The 17,115-nt window shown below is 51.7% G+C and carries 17 protein-coding genes and 1 other annotated feature (1 of these 18 running past the window's edge); all 17 genes read right to left on the reverse strand.

Annotated features, from left to right (window positions below):
• Window positions 1-206: a binding site (T-box leader), on the reverse strand (it extends 15 nt beyond the left edge of the window).
• Between the two features lie 2 nt (window positions 207-208).
• Window positions 209-754, reverse strand: a complete 546-nt coding sequence (locus tag KNP77_RS02190) for a DivIVA domain-containing protein (protein WP_016509011.1) — start codon at window positions 752-754, stop codon at window positions 209-211.
• Window positions 755-772: 18 nt separating this feature from the next.
• Complete coding sequence (locus KNP77_RS02195) at window positions 773-1,543, reverse strand: YlmH family RNA-binding protein (RefSeq protein WP_070327551.1); 771 nt, start codon at window positions 1,541-1,543, stop codon at window positions 773-775.
• Window positions 1,544-1,816: a YggT family protein gene (locus KNP77_RS02200; protein ID WP_070327552.1), complete on the reverse strand. Its 273-nt coding sequence runs from the start codon at window positions 1,814-1,816 to the stop codon at window positions 1,544-1,546.
• Between the two features lie 4 nt (window positions 1,817-1,820).
• Window positions 1,821-2,288 (reverse strand): cell division protein SepF, encoded by a 468-nt coding sequence (locus KNP77_RS02205; protein ID WP_070327553.1) that lies wholly within the window; start codon window positions 2,286-2,288, stop codon window positions 1,821-1,823.
• Window positions 2,289-2,311: 23 nt separating this feature from the next.
• On the reverse strand, window positions 2,312-2,965 hold the full coding sequence (locus tag KNP77_RS02210; RefSeq protein WP_070327554.1) for a YggS family pyridoxal phosphate-dependent enzyme: 654 nt from the start codon (window positions 2,963-2,965) through the stop codon (window positions 2,312-2,314).
• Entirely contained in the window at window positions 2,952-3,617 is a 666-nt protein-coding gene (locus tag KNP77_RS02215; RefSeq protein WP_251138868.1) for a purine nucleoside phosphorylase YfiH/LACC1 family protein, read from the reverse strand. Before KNP77_RS02215 ends, KNP77_RS02210 begins: the two co-directional genes overlap by 14 nt.
• A gap of 54 nt (window positions 3,618-3,671) precedes the next feature.
• Window positions 3,672-4,817 carry a cell division protein FtsZ gene (gene ftsZ, locus KNP77_RS02220; protein ID WP_070327556.1) on the reverse strand — a complete coding sequence of 382 codons (1,146 nt, stop codon included), beginning with the start codon at window positions 4,815-4,817 and terminating at the stop codon, window positions 3,672-3,674.
• Window positions 4,818-4,864: 47 nt separating this feature from the next.
• Window positions 4,865-6,127, reverse strand: coding sequence for a cell division protein FtsA (gene ftsA / locus KNP77_RS02225; protein WP_251138869.1), 1,263 nt, complete (start codon window positions 6,125-6,127; stop codon window positions 4,865-4,867).
• A gap of 255 nt (window positions 6,128-6,382) precedes the next feature.
• On the reverse strand, window positions 6,383-7,153 hold the full coding sequence (locus tag KNP77_RS02230; RefSeq protein ID WP_131465326.1) for a cell division protein FtsQ/DivIB: 771 nt from the start codon (window positions 7,151-7,153) through the stop codon (window positions 6,383-6,385).
• Window positions 7,154-7,166: 13 nt separating this feature from the next.
• Window positions 7,167-8,243 (reverse strand): undecaprenyldiphospho-muramoylpentapeptide beta-N-acetylglucosaminyltransferase, encoded by a 1,077-nt coding sequence (gene murG / locus KNP77_RS02235; RefSeq protein WP_131456281.1) that lies wholly within the window; start codon window positions 8,241-8,243, stop codon window positions 7,167-7,169.
• Window positions 8,240-9,577, reverse strand: a complete 1,338-nt coding sequence (gene murD, locus KNP77_RS02240; RefSeq protein ID WP_251138870.1) for a UDP-N-acetylmuramoyl-L-alanine--D-glutamate ligase — start codon at window positions 9,575-9,577, stop codon at window positions 8,240-8,242. Before murD ends, murG begins: the two co-directional genes overlap by 4 nt.
• Window positions 9,578-9,592: 15 nt before the next feature.
• Window positions 9,593-10,552, reverse strand: coding sequence for a phospho-N-acetylmuramoyl-pentapeptide-transferase (gene mraY, locus KNP77_RS02245; RefSeq protein WP_131465332.1), 960 nt, complete (start codon window positions 10,550-10,552; stop codon window positions 9,593-9,595).
• Window positions 10,553-10,573: 21 nt separating this feature from the next.
• The gene (locus KNP77_RS02250; protein WP_214888116.1) at window positions 10,574-11,878 is read right to left on the reverse strand and encodes a UDP-N-acetylmuramoyl-tripeptide--D-alanyl-D-alanine ligase; all 1,305 of its coding nucleotides are present in this window, start codon (window positions 11,876-11,878) and stop codon (window positions 10,574-10,576) included.
• Window positions 11,879-11,936: 58 nt separating this feature from the next.
• Window positions 11,937-14,045, reverse strand: a complete 2,109-nt coding sequence (locus KNP77_RS02255; RefSeq protein ID WP_353048804.1) for a penicillin-binding transpeptidase domain-containing protein — start codon at window positions 14,043-14,045, stop codon at window positions 11,937-11,939.
• Window positions 14,046-14,083: 38 nt separating this feature from the next.
• Entirely contained in the window at window positions 14,084-14,446 is a 363-nt protein-coding gene (ftsL, locus tag KNP77_RS02260) for a cell division protein FtsL (protein WP_084813098.1), read from the reverse strand.
• A 23-nt stretch (window positions 14,447-14,469) separates the two neighbouring features.
• Entirely contained in the window at window positions 14,470-15,402 is a 933-nt protein-coding gene (gene rsmH, locus KNP77_RS02265; protein ID WP_131440350.1) for a 16S rRNA (cytosine(1402)-N(4))-methyltransferase RsmH, read from the reverse strand.
• Between the two features lie 168 nt (window positions 15,403-15,570).
• Window positions 15,571-17,085 (reverse strand): bacillithiol biosynthesis cysteine-adding enzyme BshC, encoded by a 1,515-nt coding sequence (gene bshC / locus KNP77_RS02270; protein WP_214888122.1) that lies wholly within the window; start codon window positions 17,083-17,085, stop codon window positions 15,571-15,573.
• Between the last annotated feature and the right edge of the window lie 30 nt (window positions 17,086-17,115).

A 17,115-nucleotide genomic window follows, 5' to 3' on the forward strand; every position in this document is an offset into this window, starting at 1 on the left:
ATCGACTCGCGGTACCACCCTACTAATCTCAAGTAGACCTTGAGACCGCTCTCGGTAACCGATAACGAGGTCAAGCGGTCACGCTTACTCAATTCAGCATGACACTCATAGGGGATACCAAATAAAGTCTTTCTCTTAGGCTTGCACCTTCCCTAAGTCGCTTCGTAGGTGTGACTTTATTGACGTGTCCTAATCAACGTATTGTTTATTATCCGTGATGTTTGTTTGGTGTGACTTCGTCGTCATTATACGCAAGTTCACTCGTATCGTCAAGAACCGTCTGGACAGGCGGCTCTCCGACAATCGTGTCCCATTCGGTACTATTTAGAAGTTCCATCTGTGCGTCGACGAGAACACGGAACCGGGTCCGGTACAGTTCGACTTTTTTCAACATTTGAATGACTTCACGCTCTGCCATCTGCTCTTTACGCGACGCTTCCTCTTCTCGGGCGAGCGCTTCGCGTTCAGCCTGCTTCAAGATGAGGCTGGCTTCTTTGGCCGCATTGGTCTTGACTTCTTCTGCCGCCTCTTGTGCGACGATAATCGATTTATTCAACGTGTCTTCCATCGAGGAGAAGTAGTCAATACGGGCTTGCATATCGTTGACGAGTTCTTCGTACCTTCTATTTTCACGAATCAATAGCTCAAACTCTTTAATGATTTGATCTAAAAATTCATTGACCTCATCGATATCGTACCCGCGAAAACGAGTCGAGAACTCTTTGTTATGAATATCAATCGGTGTCAACGCCATTCGACTTTCCTCCTAAATTCAACGTATGATGCCATACTGGATTTTTATTTTCTCACGCTTTGTCGAGCCGAGGATTGCCGTCAATTTGACACGACCGTAACCCCGGATTGAAACCAAATCGTCTGGTTCGAGTAAAAAGCTCGCGTCCGTGATCGCTTTATGATTGACTTTGCAGTCACCATGTTTGACGAGCGCCTGTGCTTTCTGGCGCGACAGACCGAGCACCTCGCTCACGACCGCATCAAAGCGGAGTGAGGAGACGATGCCAAACTCGTCGCTCCATTTGACTTCTGGGACGGTCAAAATCGATGCGGCCGGCACATCAGACAGCCGCACCCGGGCTTTGCCGACGCGATCCACGTTCATTTCGATGAATCCAGCCGCATCAGCCGTCGTCGCGAACTGAGCGATCCCGTCAGCGAGGACAACGTCGCCAAACTTTTGCCGCTTCAGGCCCGCGTTAAGAAGCGTGCCTGTCACTTGGCGGTGGGTCAAGTCGACAAACTTCGTCGGATAATCGATTTGAAGAATCTTGACTTCAAAGTCGTTCACGTCGAGCTCATAGTAGTCGGGCGTCAATAAAAGCCGTTTCCGCTCAGCTCCAGGGAAACCGCCGTCCTCGTAGATGGCGAGCCGTTTGCCAACGAGTTGCCTGACGATTTGTTGCTCACGTGGGTCTAAAAAATCCGTCAATTTAAACAAGTAGTTGTCCTCGACTTGTCGCACCCAGTCGAGCACTTGCTCGACAAACGGGCGTTCATTCGGTCGATAATGATCGAAGACGCTCATTTACAGACCGAAAATCGCTCGCACTCCTGCTTGCGCCATACGAAGCACGAACAGGGCGACGATTGGAGAAATGTCGAGCATACCGCCGATTGGCGGGATGATCCGACGGAACGGGTTAAGAAACGGCTCACACAAGTATGTCAAAATCTGTCCGAATTTTGATTCTCTCGCATTCGGGAACCACGATAATAAAATATAGGCAATCAAGACCCAACTATAATATCCAAGTAGCGTAACAATCGTATTGCCTAATGCAGGGATCGCATTTTCCATTCATTTACCACCCTTTACTGTTTAGTTCGTCCTCCGAAATCAAATTCGAAATCGATCCAGTCAATTCGATATTGTTCGGAGCACATAGAATCGTGTTATGTCCAATCGACGTCATCGTTCCTTCTAGGGCGTATACGACACCCGATAAGAAGTTTACAACTTGACGAGACTGCTCTTTCGACATGCGCTGAAGGTTGACGATGACGGCACGATTTTCTTTCAACTGGTCGCCAATATCTTGTGCCTCGGCAAAGACGCGCGGTTCGGCAAGAACGACTTTCGAACGTTCTTTCTTCTTCGTGTTTAGCGCGACGAGGTTGTTCGATGGTTTCGGACGCTCCTCGGTTTTGACGAGCGCATCAGTCGTCGGTTGAGTGTTCGTCTCTGCGACAGCATACTCTTCCCCTTCATACGCGTGATTCGGATCTTCCTCAAGTCCAAAGAAGTCTTTCATTTTGTTTTTGATTGACATAACGGATTCCTCCTTAGAATATATTATTGCACAAGTACGGTCCCAATACGAACAAACGATGCGCCTTCTTCGATTGCCAACTCGTAGTCGTTAGACATACCCATCGACAATTCGTTGCATGGTGCATGTTCGAAGCGATTTGCCGCGACGCGGTCGCGCAATTCGCGTAAAGCACGGAATGTTTCACGGATCACACCTTCATCTTCTGTGAACGGAGCCATCGTCATCAGTCCGATGACCCGAATATGGCGATACTGTCTACAGTTCTCGATGAACGGGATGACTTCCTCTTTTTCAAGCCCATGTTTTGACGTCTCGCCCGATACGTTCACTTGGACGAAACAATCGATGACACGGTCGGACCGTTTGTCAATCTCTTCGGCGAGCGATAATCGGTCGAGCGAATGGATTGCGGCAACATGATCGATGACTTGTCTCACTTTGCGCGTCTGTAGACTGCCGATAAAATGGAACTTGGCGTCCGACGGCATCGCATTGACTTTCTCGAGCAAGCCTTCCGGACGGTTCTCACCGAAATCACGGACACCTTCTGCGTAAAGCGCGTTCGCGACGTCGACACCGACCGACTTCGTGACCGCGATGAGCGTCACCGCTGTTTCCGATTGAAGGTTCTCAATATTCTGTCTCACTTGTTTGACGTTATCAGCTATGCTCACAATTTCTTCTCCTTGACGAGGACGGCGGCAAATCGACGCTTGGCGTCTCCGTTCCGATACGAGAAAAAGTCTCGATCGGAAGCGGTCGACAAGTTCGACTGCTTGACGTCCATGTTTCTTTCGACAGCGAGTGTCTCATTGACTCGTTGCAATGACAGATTCGCATGACGTTCTGATTCGTTATACACCGAGGCCGCATATGCTTCGGGCGAGACGGCATTGACGGCATCGAGGACACGATGTTTCCGACCGTCCCTTTCCACCCGGCATGAGCCATGCCGATGATTCCGTGATCTTTCGCACAAAAGAACAACGGGACGCAATCGGCGAACACGAGAGCGAGTGGCAGATCGGTAGCGGTCGTGACGAGTCCGTCAGTCGCTTGAATCGCCTCATCGTATCGATAGGCGCCTTTGCCCTTGTCCGCTTCGTCGACGGTCGCGACACGCGTCCCGTGCACTTGATCGGCCCAAACCGAATCGATGAGCGACAAGTTTGCTTCGGTGAAGAAACGTTCCCGGTTGGCAATGACTAGTTCCGCATCATCGCCGACGTGCAAACCGACATTGCCTTCATTGTGTCCATCCGTCCGAGTCGTCACATAAGCCAGATAGCGATACGCCTCGGTTTCCCATGTATGTATGAGTTGCATACCAGTCTCCTTTTTTTAGAAAAAGGGGGTGCCGAGAACGGCACCCCCTGTTGTTTAGTTACGGCGTTGTCTTACGAACGCTGGGATGTTGATCGTCTCGTCTGGGACGTCCCCACCATAGACTGGTCTATGGAAGTTCCCTTCTTCTTGTTGAGCAGGTTCAGTCGGTTTCGGTTGAACTTCTTTGTTCGCCTCAGGCTCCGCTTGTTTCTTCGGTTGCTGAAGGAACGGGTTCGTGCCTTGTGACTCTTCCGCAAACTCAGTCGCGATGACAGTGACGATGATCTCCTCGTTCAAGTTTTCGTTGATGACCGAACCAAAGATCAAGTTCACTTCTTCATCAGCGGCGCTTTGAACGATTTGAGCAGCCTCTGTTACTTCATACAAGCTGAGGCTGAGTCCACCTGTAATGTTCATCAAGACACCTTTCGCGCCTTCGATTGAAGACTCGAGCAGTGGAGATGAGATCGCCTTTTTCGCTGCTTCGATGGCACGGTTTTCACCAGTCGCCACACCGACACCCATGAGCGCCGATCCTTTTTCCGTCATGATCGTTTTCACGTCGGCGAAGTCAAGGTTGATCAAACCAGGGATGGCGATCAAGTCTGTGATCCCTTGGACACCTTGGCGAAGCACGTTATCCGCTTCGCGGAACGCTTCGATCATCGGCGTGTTCCGCTCGACGATTTCAAGCAACTTGTCGTTCGGGATGACGATGAGTGTATCGACTTTTTCTTTGAACGCTTGGATTCCGTGTTGCGCATGCTGCATCCGTTTGCGTCCTTCGAACATGAACGGTTTCGTGACGACACCGACTGTGAGCGCTCCGATTTCTTTTGAAATCTCAGCGATGACTGGTGCAGCGCCCGTACCTGTTCCCCCACCCATACCGGCAGTGACGAAGACCATATCGGCACCGTCAAGTGCTTCGATCAATTGCTCACGGCTTTCTTCAGCCGCTTTCTTACCGATGTCCGGGTTCGCACCGGCACCAAGGCCGCGTGTCAATTTAGCGCCAAGCTGAAGCTTGACGTCCGCTTTCGACATATTGAGTGCTTGTGCGTCTGTATTGACCGCGATGAACTCGACACCTTGCACTCCGTGCTCGATCATTCGGTTGACGGCGTTTGAACCACCACCACCGACTCCAATTACTTTAATTTTTGCTACGGCGTCAATCGCCTCATCAAAGTACATCATTTCAGGTATCCCCCTACGTAATTTCCAATTGTTAACACATCATCAGCTTACACGCCAAATAATTTTTCCATTAAACGCCCGAATCCATTTTTAGATTCGCGCTCTGTTGTTTCAGGCTCGTCATCACGATCGATGTCGCGTTCTGTCCCGCCAGTTGGTGTTGGAACAGTCACGCGCTCATCTGGCTTCTCAAGTTGCGACTTCGAGACATGATGGTCGCTCATGAGCACATACTTGAGAACACCGACAGCCGTCGCGTATTTCGGATGTCTGACACCAATCGACGAAGGTTGGTAGAGTCTTGTCTTTTGACCCATGACGCGCGTCGCCAATTCCTGGATGCCAGGCAAGGCAGCCGCTCCGCCACAGAGGAGATAACCTCCGCTGAGCGGTGGAACACCTACCTTTTGCACTCTATTCAACACGAGTGTGAACATTTCCTCTATTCGCGCCTCTAAAACGTAACTAATTTCTGTTTGTGGCTCGAATGCCACTTCCCCATTAATATTCGTAAATGTGAATCCTTCAGAAGCGTCCGCCATTTCTTCGAGCGCGAGTCCGTATTCTTCTTTCGCCACTTTTGCGTCTTGGTACTTACAGTTGAGTTTATATACCAAGTCTCGCGTCATGTGGTCCCCGCCGACTGGGAGGATATACGAGTAGACGAGATCACCGCGATAAAATACAGAGACGGTCGTCTTTTCGTGTCCGATGTCGACGAGGCCGATCCCAAGGTCGATTTCATCGACGGAAGCAGCACTCATTCCGAGCGCCAAGTTACCGAGTACAAATCCTTCTAGCGTAAGGCCTGCCCGTTCAATCGAACGACGGATGCTATGTAGGACCGTTTTTGAACCCGTTACCATTTTCCCGTGCATCTCTAACCGGTAGCCGAGCATACCACGGGGATCGACGACCCCTGTCTGTTGGTCGACTGTGAACGACGTCGGGATGACATCGATGACGCTCATCTCATCCGGCAAACGCATCACTTGCGCCGAATTGATGACTTCGATGACGTCGACGTCCGTGATCTCTTGGTCTTCTCGTTTCACCGATGCGATCCCATGACACGGGGCAATTTGGATATGTTCCCCTTCGATGGCAACATATACCGAACGAACTTGATCACCGAGCGCCGCTTCGGCATGTTCGACGGCTTGCTTAATGGCTTGAACCGTTTTATCGATGTCGACGACGGCGCCACGTTTTACTCCTGCAGACGGGGCGCACCCCTCCGCCAAAATGTTAAGCGTTCCTCCGAGCAATTCGCCCACGACGAGCTTAATTTCTGACGTTCCTATATCCAATGCGGCAACATAACCGTTCGCTTCCAAAAGGGAAACACCTCCGCGCTTAAATTTCTGTTTCTGAATTTCCGTTACATTGTTACAGATATCCAAAAATATTGATAGGTCCGGCAAGATATCTCACGTCTAAGTTTACAACAAATAACATAGTGAGAAAAGGTAGAATCCTACAAATTAAGCGGTTTTGGGGTGTCAATTCGATTACAAACTATAAAAAAACAGTCCTTACGTGTCTAAGGACTGTAAAAAATCAGATTATTCTTTCGTTTTTTCGTAAGGGACGAAATAAAAGCCTCCGTCCATGACGACGGTTCCGCGTTGACCTTTTGGGATGTTTTCAAAGATATCCCCGTATTTTGAGACGGTTTGGCTCAGTTTGAACGTCGGTGTGAGCAACGTGTTTCCATCGTTCATATAAATCTCATACCGGACTGGTTCATCCTTTTTTTTCGAAAAGACGATTTCAGACATCCGGGCCCGCATCGCGTCATCGACTTGCTCGAGTTCACTTGCCACTTTCTCGAGCTCGGCGACGTCCGTGAACTCACGTAAGAGCGGACCATCCTGCAACTTCTCCGGATCATCGATTTGTCCGGTCGGGTGAAGTGATCCGTCCGCGAGCACGACGACTTCTTCTGAGTCGTTTCGCGAGTAGGCGATCATCTTCTCTTCCTCGACGTCCACGGTGACGATGTTATACCAAGACCGATCGACTTTGGCGTCCCGCACTCCCGGGAGTGCGCGAATCGTCTGCTCGATGTCGTTCGGAGAGATGCGAACAATCTTTGAAGACGTGTCGAGATCCGTTCCCTCAAGGACGTAAGCTTCAGTCAACCAGTCGAGTCCGGACACATTCACTGCCTTCACGTCAGAAACCGACGTCTGCATATAGACGACGAGTGCGATGAGCACGGCAAACAAGAATAGAATCGTCGCCAAGCGTCGATTCGCTTTTTTGCGCCGTTGGTCCTTCATATACGGAATGCGATCTTCCAAACTGCGAACGGTATTCTGACGCGTCTCCATTAACTTCTCTCCTTTATCGGCTTACTTCTTCAACAAGATCGGCGAGTGATTCCGCGGCGTGCGGGAATCCTAATCGTTTCGACGCTGCGGCCATCTCGTCATGGTGATTCAAGACGTGACGGATTGACGCGACGAGCGTGGCGCCTGTCAACGCTTGCTCTTTAATCAGCTCAGCGGCACCGCTCTCGACGAGCGCCGACGCATTTTTCGTCTGATGATCCGCTGTCACGTAAGGGCTCGGGATTAAAATGCTCGGCAAACCGAGCGCAGTCAATTCCGAGATTGTCGAAGCACCGGCCCGTGAGACGACGAGACTCGCACAGGCGAGGAGTTCTGGCATATCGTAGACGTAAGGCAAGATTTGGACGTTATCTGAGCTCGGCGCTTTGGCGACGACATCGTCAAAATGCACTTTTCCGGTCACATATAAGACGTTCACAGGTTCAGTCGCGAGTTCCGGGATCGCCTCGATGACCGCTCGATTGATCGCTTCCGCCCCACGGCTGCCGCCATAGATGAGAACAATCGGTCGTTCGTCAATCCCGTACTCGGTGCGCAGTTTCATCTCGTCTGCCGTTGTCTTCAAGACCTCACTACCCCGTGGATTCCCGATGACTTGCACGTTCGCCCCTGGGAAATGTTGTTCAGAACCGGCGAACGACAGCGCCACACGATCCGCTTTTTTAGACAAAAACTTATTCGTCAGTCCCGGGATGCTGTTTTGTTCATGCAAAATCGTCGGAATACCGAGCAGTTGGGCAGTGAAGACGACAGGCCCGGACACGAAACCGCCCGTTCCGATGACGACGTCAGGTCGGAACGCTTTCATGTCTTTTCGCAATGCGAGAACCGATTGGACGAACCGATAACCCGTCTTGACGTTCTCAATCGAAAGCGACCGTTTCAAGCCACTGATTCGAATCGATTTGAACGGGATACCCGCTCGCGGTACGAGATCGGCTTCAAGCCCGTTCTCGGTCCCGATATAGAGCACCTCTAAATCGGTATGCCGCTCTTTCAACGTATCGAGCAGAGCGAGCGCCGGATAGATGTGACCACCCGTCCCTCCACCAGAAATGATGACTCTCATCGGTTTGCCTCCTCATATGCGTTCACGAGCTTGACGAAATGTTCGCCTCGTTCTTCAAACGTCTTATATTGATCCCAGCTCGCACAGGCCGGCGACAGCAAAATCACGTCGCCTGCAACGGACTGTTCAAACGCGAGCGGCACCGCCTCGTCGAGCGTGGCGACGGCTTGCGCCGGAATATTTTCTGATTCACTTAACGTTTTGAACCGTTCAGCCGTCTCGCCGTAAGCGATGACAGCTTTCACCCGTTTCATCGCCGGAACGAGTGATGTCAGGTCGGCTCCACGTTCGAGCCCGCCACATAACCAAACAATCGGTGCTTCGAAACCAGTGAGCGCCGCCTCGGCAGCGACGTTGTTCGTCGCTTTTGAATCGTTGTAGACGTGACGGCCAAGTACACGGCCGAGGCTCTCCGTCCGATGAGCGACGCCACCGAACGTGCGCAAGACGTGCTCGATATGATCACTCGGGATGTCAAATGGCTCGATCAACAAGAGCGCGGCCAATACGTTCTCGACGTTATGGGCGCCTCCAAGCGCAAGTTCTGACACCGGCATGATCCGTGCGCCATGCAAAGTGATCCATCCTGAATCGACATGCGCGTCACCGGCTTCATAGCCAAACGTTTGAGCCGAAAGTCCAGTCGGCACTCGCTTCATGACTTCTCGATCCTCTCCTTTGACGACGACCCGGTCTGAAGGCGTCATGTTTTGGAACAGATTCGCTTTCGCGTCAGCGTACGATTCGAAGTCACCGTGATAGTCAAGATGAGCTTCTGACAAGTTGAGTAGCGCTGCCGAGCGGGGATGGAACGCTTCCACTCCCATCAGCTGAAAACTCGATAGTTCGATCACGATCAGGTCGCCCGGCGCGGCTTGCGTCGCGACTTCGATGGCCGGAAACCCGATATTTCCCGCCACGTGGACGGGGCGTTTGCCACCTTTTAACAGCTCATGGACGAGCGTCGTCGTCGTCGTTTTACCGTTCGACCCGGTGATGGCGACAAAATCTGCCTCTGTTGCCAAATAAGCGAGCTCGACTTCCGTATAAATCGGGATGTGACGCGCAATCGCTTCTTCTAGTAACGGGATCTGATAAGGGATACCCGGATTCTTGACGATCAGTTCAGCTTCGTCTAACAGTTCAAGCGGATGCGAGCCGAAGACAGTTTTTACGTTTAGCGCTTCAATCTTTGCCTGCTCTGCTTCTGTTGGCTCACTGCCCGTATTGATCACTACGTCTGCGCCGACCGCCTTTAAATAGGCGGCAGCTGCGATACCGCTCCGAGCCGCCCCGAGTACGAGGACTCGCTTACCATTCCACTGTTGATTCATGTCTTCCACCATCCATTACATGAGAAGTAACGACAATACTGCCGTGATCAAGCTAATTCCACTGAACGTCAATACGATGCGCCATTCTGACCAGCCGACCATCTCGAAATGGTGGTGGATCGGACTCATCTTAAAGATTCGTTTCCCCGTCGTTTTAAACGAGATGACCTGCAAGATGACACTGAGCGTCTCGATGACAAAAATAATACCGACGAAGACGAGTAATAATTCAAGTTTCAACATGAGGGCGAGACCAGCGACCGCTCCGCCTAAAGCGAGCGAACCCGTGTCACCCATGAAAATTTTCGCCGGGTATTTGTTAAAGACGAGGAACCCAAGGAGTGCTCCGACCGTACTAAACGCAAACCAAGCGATGCCGACTTCGTCTTGTCCTAACGCATAAATTCCAAAGAACGCAAACGTCGGGATGGCCGAGAACGAAACGAGACCGTCCAAACCGTCCGTCAAGTTGACGGCGTTCGAGAAGCCGACGAGCCAGAAGATGACGATGGCGATGTAGAACCAGCCCGTATCAAACGCGATCGATGTGAACGGAATGCTGATTGTTGTGTCGAGCCCGCCGCCAAGCGATAAGAACCAAACGAACAACACCGAGACAATGATTTGACCAATCAACTTTTGAAGCGATGTCAATCCAAGGTTGCGTTTGTTGACGACTTTAATGTAGTCGTCGAGGAATCCGATGATCCCGAACGCGAGCGTGACGAACAAGAGCGTCCCGAACCCGGCGACCGCTTCTCCAAACACGAACGATACGAAGAATCCGACGAGAAGTGCGAGCAGGATGACGATCCCGCCCATCGTCGGTGTCCCTGATTTCTTTTGATGCCAATCCGGACCCTCGTCCCGGATCTCCTGACCAAACTTTAAGTTACGAAGCGCCGGGATGGCCCGCGGCATGACGACCAATACGGTCAATAATGAACTGATTAAGACGATTAAACTGATTAACATATTCGTACCTCACTACTCTATTTATTGGACTAAGCGCTCAAGCGCAAGTCCTCGCGATGCTTTTAACAATATCACAGTCTGTGGCCGTTGATAACTGCTGAGGAGTGCTTTCGCTTCCTCTACCGTTGGGACCATCGTCACATTCACGCGCGGGTCACTGATCCCTTGTGAGATCCATTTCGCTTTGTCGCCGATCAGCACGCAATCGGTCACAGGCGCCGTGATGACGTGGCCGACACTCTCGTGCTGGGCCTGTTCATCTGTTCCGAGCTCATACATATCCCCGAGAACGAGGATACGACGGCTAAAGCCTTCTAACGTCTTCACCGTCTCGATGGCGGCAATCATCGATGTCGGGCTCGCGTTGTAGGCGTCATTGATCAAATGCGCGTCACCGAACATTTGCTTCTCCATCCGCATCGATGTCAATTGAACCCGATTCAGACCGCGTTGGATCGTCTCGTGATCAAGACCTAATTTGAGTCCGCACGCGATCGCATATGCCGCATTCCGGATTTGGTGGGCTCCGAGCACTTTTAACTCATAAAACTCGTTATTGTAGCGGAAAATCGAGGCGTCAAACGTCGATTCGACGACTTCAAGTTTCCCATCCGCCGTCGCGTCGTAACCGACTCGATAACCTTCGTTGGCCAAAAGCGGCTCGTCGGCATCGACGATGAGCACCCCGTCCGGTTTGAGCCCGGCTTTAATCTCAAGTTTTGCTTTAGCGATCCCTGAGCGACCTCCGACTTGTTCGCCGTGCGACTCGCCGATGTTCGTCACGAACGCGACGTCAGGCTTGGCAAGTTTCGATAACAACTCGATTTGTCCGAATCCGTTCATCCCCATCTCGAGCACCGCGACTTCCGTGTCACGAGGCATTCGCAGTACGGTCAGCGGCAAACCGACGTCCGAGTTGAAGTTTCCAGCCGTCTTGTGGGTTTTGAACTTTTCCCCGAGAACGACGGCAACCATGTCTTTCGTCGACGTCTTGCCGTTTGAACCGGTGATCGCGACCACGAACGGATCGATTTCAGCCAAGTATCGTGCCGCCGCTTCTTGCAGCGCCTCTAGCGGTGACTCGACAGGAATCGCCACAATCCCTTCCGGCAGCGGACGCCCCTGCTCCCAAAACGTCACGATTGCGCCTTTTTGGACGGCCGCATCGATGAAGTCGTGGCCATCGACGCGAGCCCCGATGATCGGCACGAACAATCCGTCCTCATTACCGTCCCTCGAGTCGGTCGCGACATGACGGACCTCACGTGTGTCGTCCGTCTCCATCCCAAACCAAGAAGCAAGTGTTTGTATCGTTAACTGTTCCATCCTTATTTCCTCCTGTGACAAAGGAAAAGAGAGCCGAGGCCCTCTTCATCCCTATGCGTTAGTTCGACGGTGATTGGAGCCTCACTTTGAGTGTCGCCCCGTTCTTGACCGGCTTGCCTTTCCCGATTGACTGGGAAGTGACAAAACCCGTTCCGTCTATTTCTAAATTCAATTGATAGAGCGTCGCCAATCGTTTCGCATCACGAAGCGACCAGCCTGATAGGTTCGGCATCGTGAACGAGTCCTCCGTCTTCAACAGGAGGCGCTCCCCGACGACGTACGATTGCCCTTCGACCGGGCTTTGAGCGACGATATCGTCCCCGCTACCGAGTAAGATCGGTTCGAACGAAGCGGCTTTCGCCTGCTTGACCGCCTCATCACGACCAAGCTCGACGTATGTTTCCGTCGTCTTCGTCGACGCATCGATTGTTTTTGTTTGTTTTTCCGGCTCGACGCTTCGATAGCGCAACGCCACGTCCATGACATCCTTGAACAGCGGCGCCATGATGCGCGGACCCGTCGTCGACGAGTCGCCGTTCGGTCGGTCGACCGCAATATACATGACGAGTTCCGGATCATCTTTCGGTGCCATTCCGACGAACGAGTGGATGTACTGACCGCTCAAGTACTTCCCATTTTCGGCAATTTGAGCCGTCCCGGTTTTTCCGATGACGCGATAATTATCGAGCGCATACAGTTGACCGGTTCCGAGATCACTATTGACGACACCGTCGAGTGCTTCGCGTGTCAGCTTGGCCGTTTCTTCCGTGACCGGTTGACCGACAGTTTTCGGATTGGTCGTCCGAATCGTCTCGCCCGTTTCACGGTTGACGACTTTTTTAATCACGTACGGTTGTTTCATCGTCCCGTCGGTCGCGATCGCTGAAGTCGCTTGTAGGATTTGCATCGGTGTCATCGCCGTCGATTGTCCCCATGCTGTGATCAACACGTTCATCGGACTATCAAAGTCATATTGACTGTTCACTTCTCCCGGCAAATCGACGCCCGTTCGTTGGTCGAACTTGAACGCCTTGAAGTAATCTTCGTACCGGCCGAGTCCGAGTCGTTCATTCGCTAAAATCGAGAAGGCGACGTTCGAAGAGTGCCAGACGCCTTCCACCATAGGAATCGTACCCCATCCGGTGACGTTATAATCATTGAACACCGTCTTGCCATACTTGTAAGACCCGGATTTATACAGCTCGTTCGGGTTGTAAACACCTTCATTGATCGCTGCGGCGAGTGTGAAGATTTTCATCGTCGAACCCGGCTCAAAGCGAGATGAGACAGAGAAGTTGCTGTAAGACGTGATCTCACGGGTATTCGGATCAAAAGACGGACGATCGGACAAGGCGATGATCTCACCGGTCTTTGGATCCATGATGATCGCCGTCGCATTTTTCGGTTTATATTCTTTATACAGTTCATCCATTTTCGTATCAAGCAGTTGTTGGATGCGATGATCGAGCGTCAACTGGACGTCCGCCCCGTCTTCCGGGTCGATTTTTAGTTGTTCATCGCTCGACACGAGCTGTCGGCCTGCTAAATCTTTCTCGAAACGATATAAACCGTACGATTCACTCAGCACGTCATTGAGCGATTTTTCGATTCCAAGTTCTCCGACGAGTTCGATGCGCCCGTTTTGATCAATCTTTTGGGCGTAGCCGACGACGGATGAAGCAAAGACTTTATTCGGGTAATAGCGTTTCGGTTCTTCGACGAACGTGATGCCCGGAATCGCAAACGCTTCGATCGCTTCTTTTTGTTCGACCGTCAAATCCCGGCCCGGTACCCCGAACTCGATTTGACCGCGATCGACGTTTTGTTCGAGCCGTTTCAAAATATCGGCTTCAGTCATCGGGATGACCGTCGCAAGCTCTTTAGACGCGCCCTTAAACTCGTCAGGCAAGAGCGTTTTGTTTTCGACCCGCTCTCCCCCTAGCTTCAAGACCGCGACAATCCGGTAGGACGGGATATTGATCGCAATCGGTTGCCCGAACCGATCAAAAATCTCTCCACGCTCCGCCTTAAGTGTACTGACAGCCTTCCAACGCTCTTCTTCAGCGAAAGCGAGCATGTTCTCCCCTTTGTACGTCTGAAAGACGGACAAGTAGAGGAACCAGCCGACAAAAAATAAAAAGAGCGGTGTGAAGCAAACGATCGCCACCCACGCCACTCTTTTTTTACTCTGTTGTAGAGAATTCATCAGTCGATCACCAAAACGTTCTTTTCATTGAACTGCATGCCGAGCTTTTCAGCAATCGCATAAATTCTCTCAGGTGAGCTTAGTTGGGCAATCTCATACTTCAGTTCTTCATTCTCTTTCGAGATCGTGTTCATCTCTTGGCTGATGACAGCCGTATCTCGCATAATATTGTACGCTTCGTTATGTTTCGACACCGTGATGCCACCGAACAAGACGACCGAGAAAATCATCGTCGGGTACAGGATGGATTCGAACAAGGTCAACGTACGTCGTTTCGGAGCTGGTATTGGTCGTTCTTGCGGAATCGGATTTCGATTCGGTGAAATTTGAGGCTGCAGAGCCTTGCGGGCAGCTTCTGGCATCAGGTATCCCTCCTACGTACAATCTATTTTTGTTTTTCAGCGATCCGAAGTTTGGCCGACCGGGCCCGGCGGTTGTCTTCAAGTTCGTTATCTCCGGCAGTGATCGGCTTGCGTGTGATCAGCTTCAATTCCGGTTCGAACTCCTCTGGGATAATCGGCAATCCTTTTGGCAACTGTGGATACTGGCTCTTCTCTTTGAAAACCTGCTTACAGATGCGGTCTTCAAGTGAATGGAACGTGATCACACAAATCCGTCCACCGATGGCGAGCATGTCAATCGCGTCTTGGACGGCACGATCGAACACGTTCAATTCGTCGTTCACAGCGATACGGATCGCTTGGAACGTCCGTTTCGCCGGATGGCCGCCTTTGCGTCGCGCCGGCGCCGGAATTGCGTCTTTAATCAATTCGACGAGTTCGAACGTCGTCTCAATCGGCTTGACGGCACGGGCTTGTTCGATCTTACGCGCAATCTGTTTCGAGAACTTCTCTTCCCCGTATGTAAAGAAAATGCGGGCGAGGTCCCCGAACGGCCATTCGTTGACGACGTGGTACGCCGAAAATTCTCGTGACCGGTCCATTCGCATATCGAGCGGAGCGTCAAAATTATAGCTAAAGCCGCGTTCTGCCTCATCTAACTGTGGTGAAGAGACACCGAGGTCAAATAATACTCCATCGACTTGTGTCACACCTCGTACCGCTAACTCGTCTTTCAGATGGACGAAGTTGCTCTTTATAAACGTAACCCGGTCCTCATATGGAGCCAAACGCTCAGCAGCGTGCGTGAGTGCGACGTCGTCCTGGTCGAAGGCGTAAAGATGGCCCGTCGTCAGGCGTTTCACAATCTCTTCGCTATGACCGGCTCCCCCTAACGTACAATCGACGTAAATTCCGTCCGGTTTGATGTTCAGTCCATCAACAGACTCCATTTTTAAAACCGTTTCATGCTCAAACATACAAAAACCCTCTCAACCTACATTTTTCAACTAGTTTATTACATTTACTTTATCATAAAAATGTCAAGCTACGCATTGGTTTTTAGAGAAAATAGGAAACAAAAAGGTAACAAACAAAAAATGGTTCTCCAAACAAGTGGAGAACCTCGATCATTTACGATTTCACAATCAAATTTTGACTAAACAACGCTCCCATTCCGCCTGTTCATAGGCGGCGCGTAACCGAACGAATAAATCGTCTCCGTGACGATTCATCAGTGGGACCATCGACCAGATCCGCTCTTGCGGTGCGTCCATCGGCAGCAAGCGTGTCGACAGATGGATCCGGCGTCGATTCAAACGATACTGCTCGCGCTTCGCCTCGGCCCGCATCTCGTCAGCGAGACGGTCAAGGATATGTCGCGCGTTCGTCTCAAAGCGATGCCCGCGCTTTCCTGCCTCTTGCCCGATTGCTTCAGACAGCGTGCGGTAGGCATACAGACTTTGGTCAAACGATTCGTCATCGAACGAATGGTCCGGGAGCGGATTCGTCAAGTAATCGACGAGTGTGGTCCCTTCTTGAGCGAGTTTTTTCTCGTCGTTCGTCGACATGACGACAGCGCCAAGTCTCGGGATCAACAACGGCATCTTCCAACCGAATACATGAAACAACGGACGAAGTTGGAGCCAATAGGCGATCTCCCCCGGACCAGCGACGTATGCGAGCGTCGGGAACAAGTAATCTTGCATGAGCGGCCGTGACACGACATTATTCGAGAACCGTTCGGGATGCTCATCAATTTCTTGTAACAGTTCCGCCTCCGTGAAGCAGTGACCGCGTTTCGTCGTGAAGACATCTTGTTGTTCTTTCGTCAACAATTCACGCGTCCCGTCATGATAAAACACGTGGGCCGCATCGCGGTTCAGTTCTACGGTCGGCATGCCGTCCTCAAATGAGTCGCGGAACACTTCGTGCAAGCGGTCGTGTTGCACGATCAACTGTTTGAACGCCTCACGTTCGAGCCGGCGTACGTCAGGCTGATGCGGGTCGAACAGGAGAAAATCGTTCCCGACGAAACGCCGCATCATCTTCCCAAAAAATTGTGCGAACGAGTGACTCGCTTGGAGTAAGACGACAAGCTCATGATAAAGCGTCGCCGTATGGACAGTCTCTGTCTCCGACACGAACAGACGTTGCAACATTTGGACGAGTTCGATTTTGAGACGGTCGAATTCGAGTTCTCCGACCGATGCTTTCCCTGCGAGCGGAACGGTCGACAACGCTTCTTTCCGCAGTTGCCGTGACAACGGCTGGGGGGCGTACACATGGTTGATCTCGGCGAAGTCATGATCCTCGGTCGCCATCCAAAAAATCGGGATGACCGGCTTACCGAGCACGGCTTCCGCCTGTTTCGCTCGTTTGAGCACGGTTAACAGCTTATACACCGCAAACAACGGGCCCCCGAAGACGCCGACTTGCTGTCCGGTCACAATCGTGAACGCCTCGCCTTTCGCGAGCGCGTCGAGTTTTGAGTCAAGCACGTCCGAGAGCGGACCGTGAACCATCTGTTGCGCCCGAAGAATCCCTGCTAACGATTCCAGATGCGGGTATGAGCGTCCTTCAAGCTCGCTCGCTCGAGCTTCGAGCTCGTCCATTCCTTTATAGTCCAGCCACTTCGTATATCCCGCTTCGATTTGAATCATCGGGGAAGATGGACTGTACATGGCGTCTAG

This window comes from Exiguobacterium sp. s142 (genome assembly GCF_018618455.1).
Classification (GTDB): domain Bacteria; phylum Bacillota; class Bacilli; order Exiguobacteriales; family Exiguobacteriaceae; genus Exiguobacterium; species Exiguobacterium aurantiacum_A.

Excerpts from the sequence above, each read along its gene's own strand:
- KNP77_RS02190 (WP_016509011.1), bottom strand. The coding sequence starts at position 754 with ATGGCGTTGACACCGATTGATATTCATAACAAAGAGTTCTCGACTCGT.
- KNP77_RS02195 (WP_070327551.1), bottom strand. The coding sequence starts at position 1,543 with ATGAGCGTCTTCGATCATTATCGACCGAATGAACGCCCGTTTGTCGAG.
- KNP77_RS02200 (WP_070327552.1), bottom strand. The coding sequence starts at position 1,816 with ATGGAAAATGCGATCCCTGCATTAGGCAATACGATTGTTACGCTACTT.
- KNP77_RS02205 (WP_070327553.1), bottom strand. The coding sequence starts at position 2,288 with ATGTCAATCAAAAACAAAATGAAAGACTTCTTTGGACTTGAGGAAGAT.
- KNP77_RS02215 (WP_251138868.1), bottom strand. The coding sequence starts at position 3,617 with ATGCAACTCATACATACATGGGAAACCGAGGCGTATCGCTATCTGGCT.
- ftsZ (WP_070327556.1), bottom strand. The coding sequence starts at position 4,817 with ATGATGTACTTTGATGAGGCGATTGACGCCGTAGCAAAAATTAAAGTA.
- KNP77_RS02230 (WP_131465326.1), bottom strand. The coding sequence starts at position 7,153 with ATGGAGACGCGTCAGAATACCGTTCGCAGTTTGGAAGATCGCATTCCG.
- murG (WP_131456281.1), bottom strand. The coding sequence starts at position 8,243 with ATGAGAGTCATCATTTCTGGTGGAGGGACGGGTGGTCACATCTATCCG.
- murD (WP_251138870.1), bottom strand. The coding sequence starts at position 9,577 with ATGAATCAACAGTGGAATGGTAAGCGAGTCCTCGTACTCGGGGCGGCT.
- mraY (WP_131465332.1), bottom strand. The coding sequence starts at position 10,552 with ATGTTAATCAGTTTAATCGTCTTAATCAGTTCATTATTGACCGTATTG.
- KNP77_RS02250 (WP_214888116.1), bottom strand. The coding sequence starts at position 11,878 with ATGGAACAGTTAACGATACAAACACTTGCTTCTTGGTTTGGGATGGAG.
- ftsL (WP_084813098.1), bottom strand. The coding sequence starts at position 14,446 with ATGCCAGAAGCTGCCCGCAAGGCTCTGCAGCCTCAAATTTCACCGAAT.
- rsmH (WP_131440350.1), bottom strand. The coding sequence starts at position 15,402 with ATGTTTGAGCATGAAACGGTTTTAAAAATGGAGTCTGTTGATGGACTG.
- bshC (WP_214888122.1), bottom strand. The coding sequence starts at position 17,085 with ATGATTCAAATCGAAGCGGGATATACGAAGTGGCTGGACTATAAAGGA.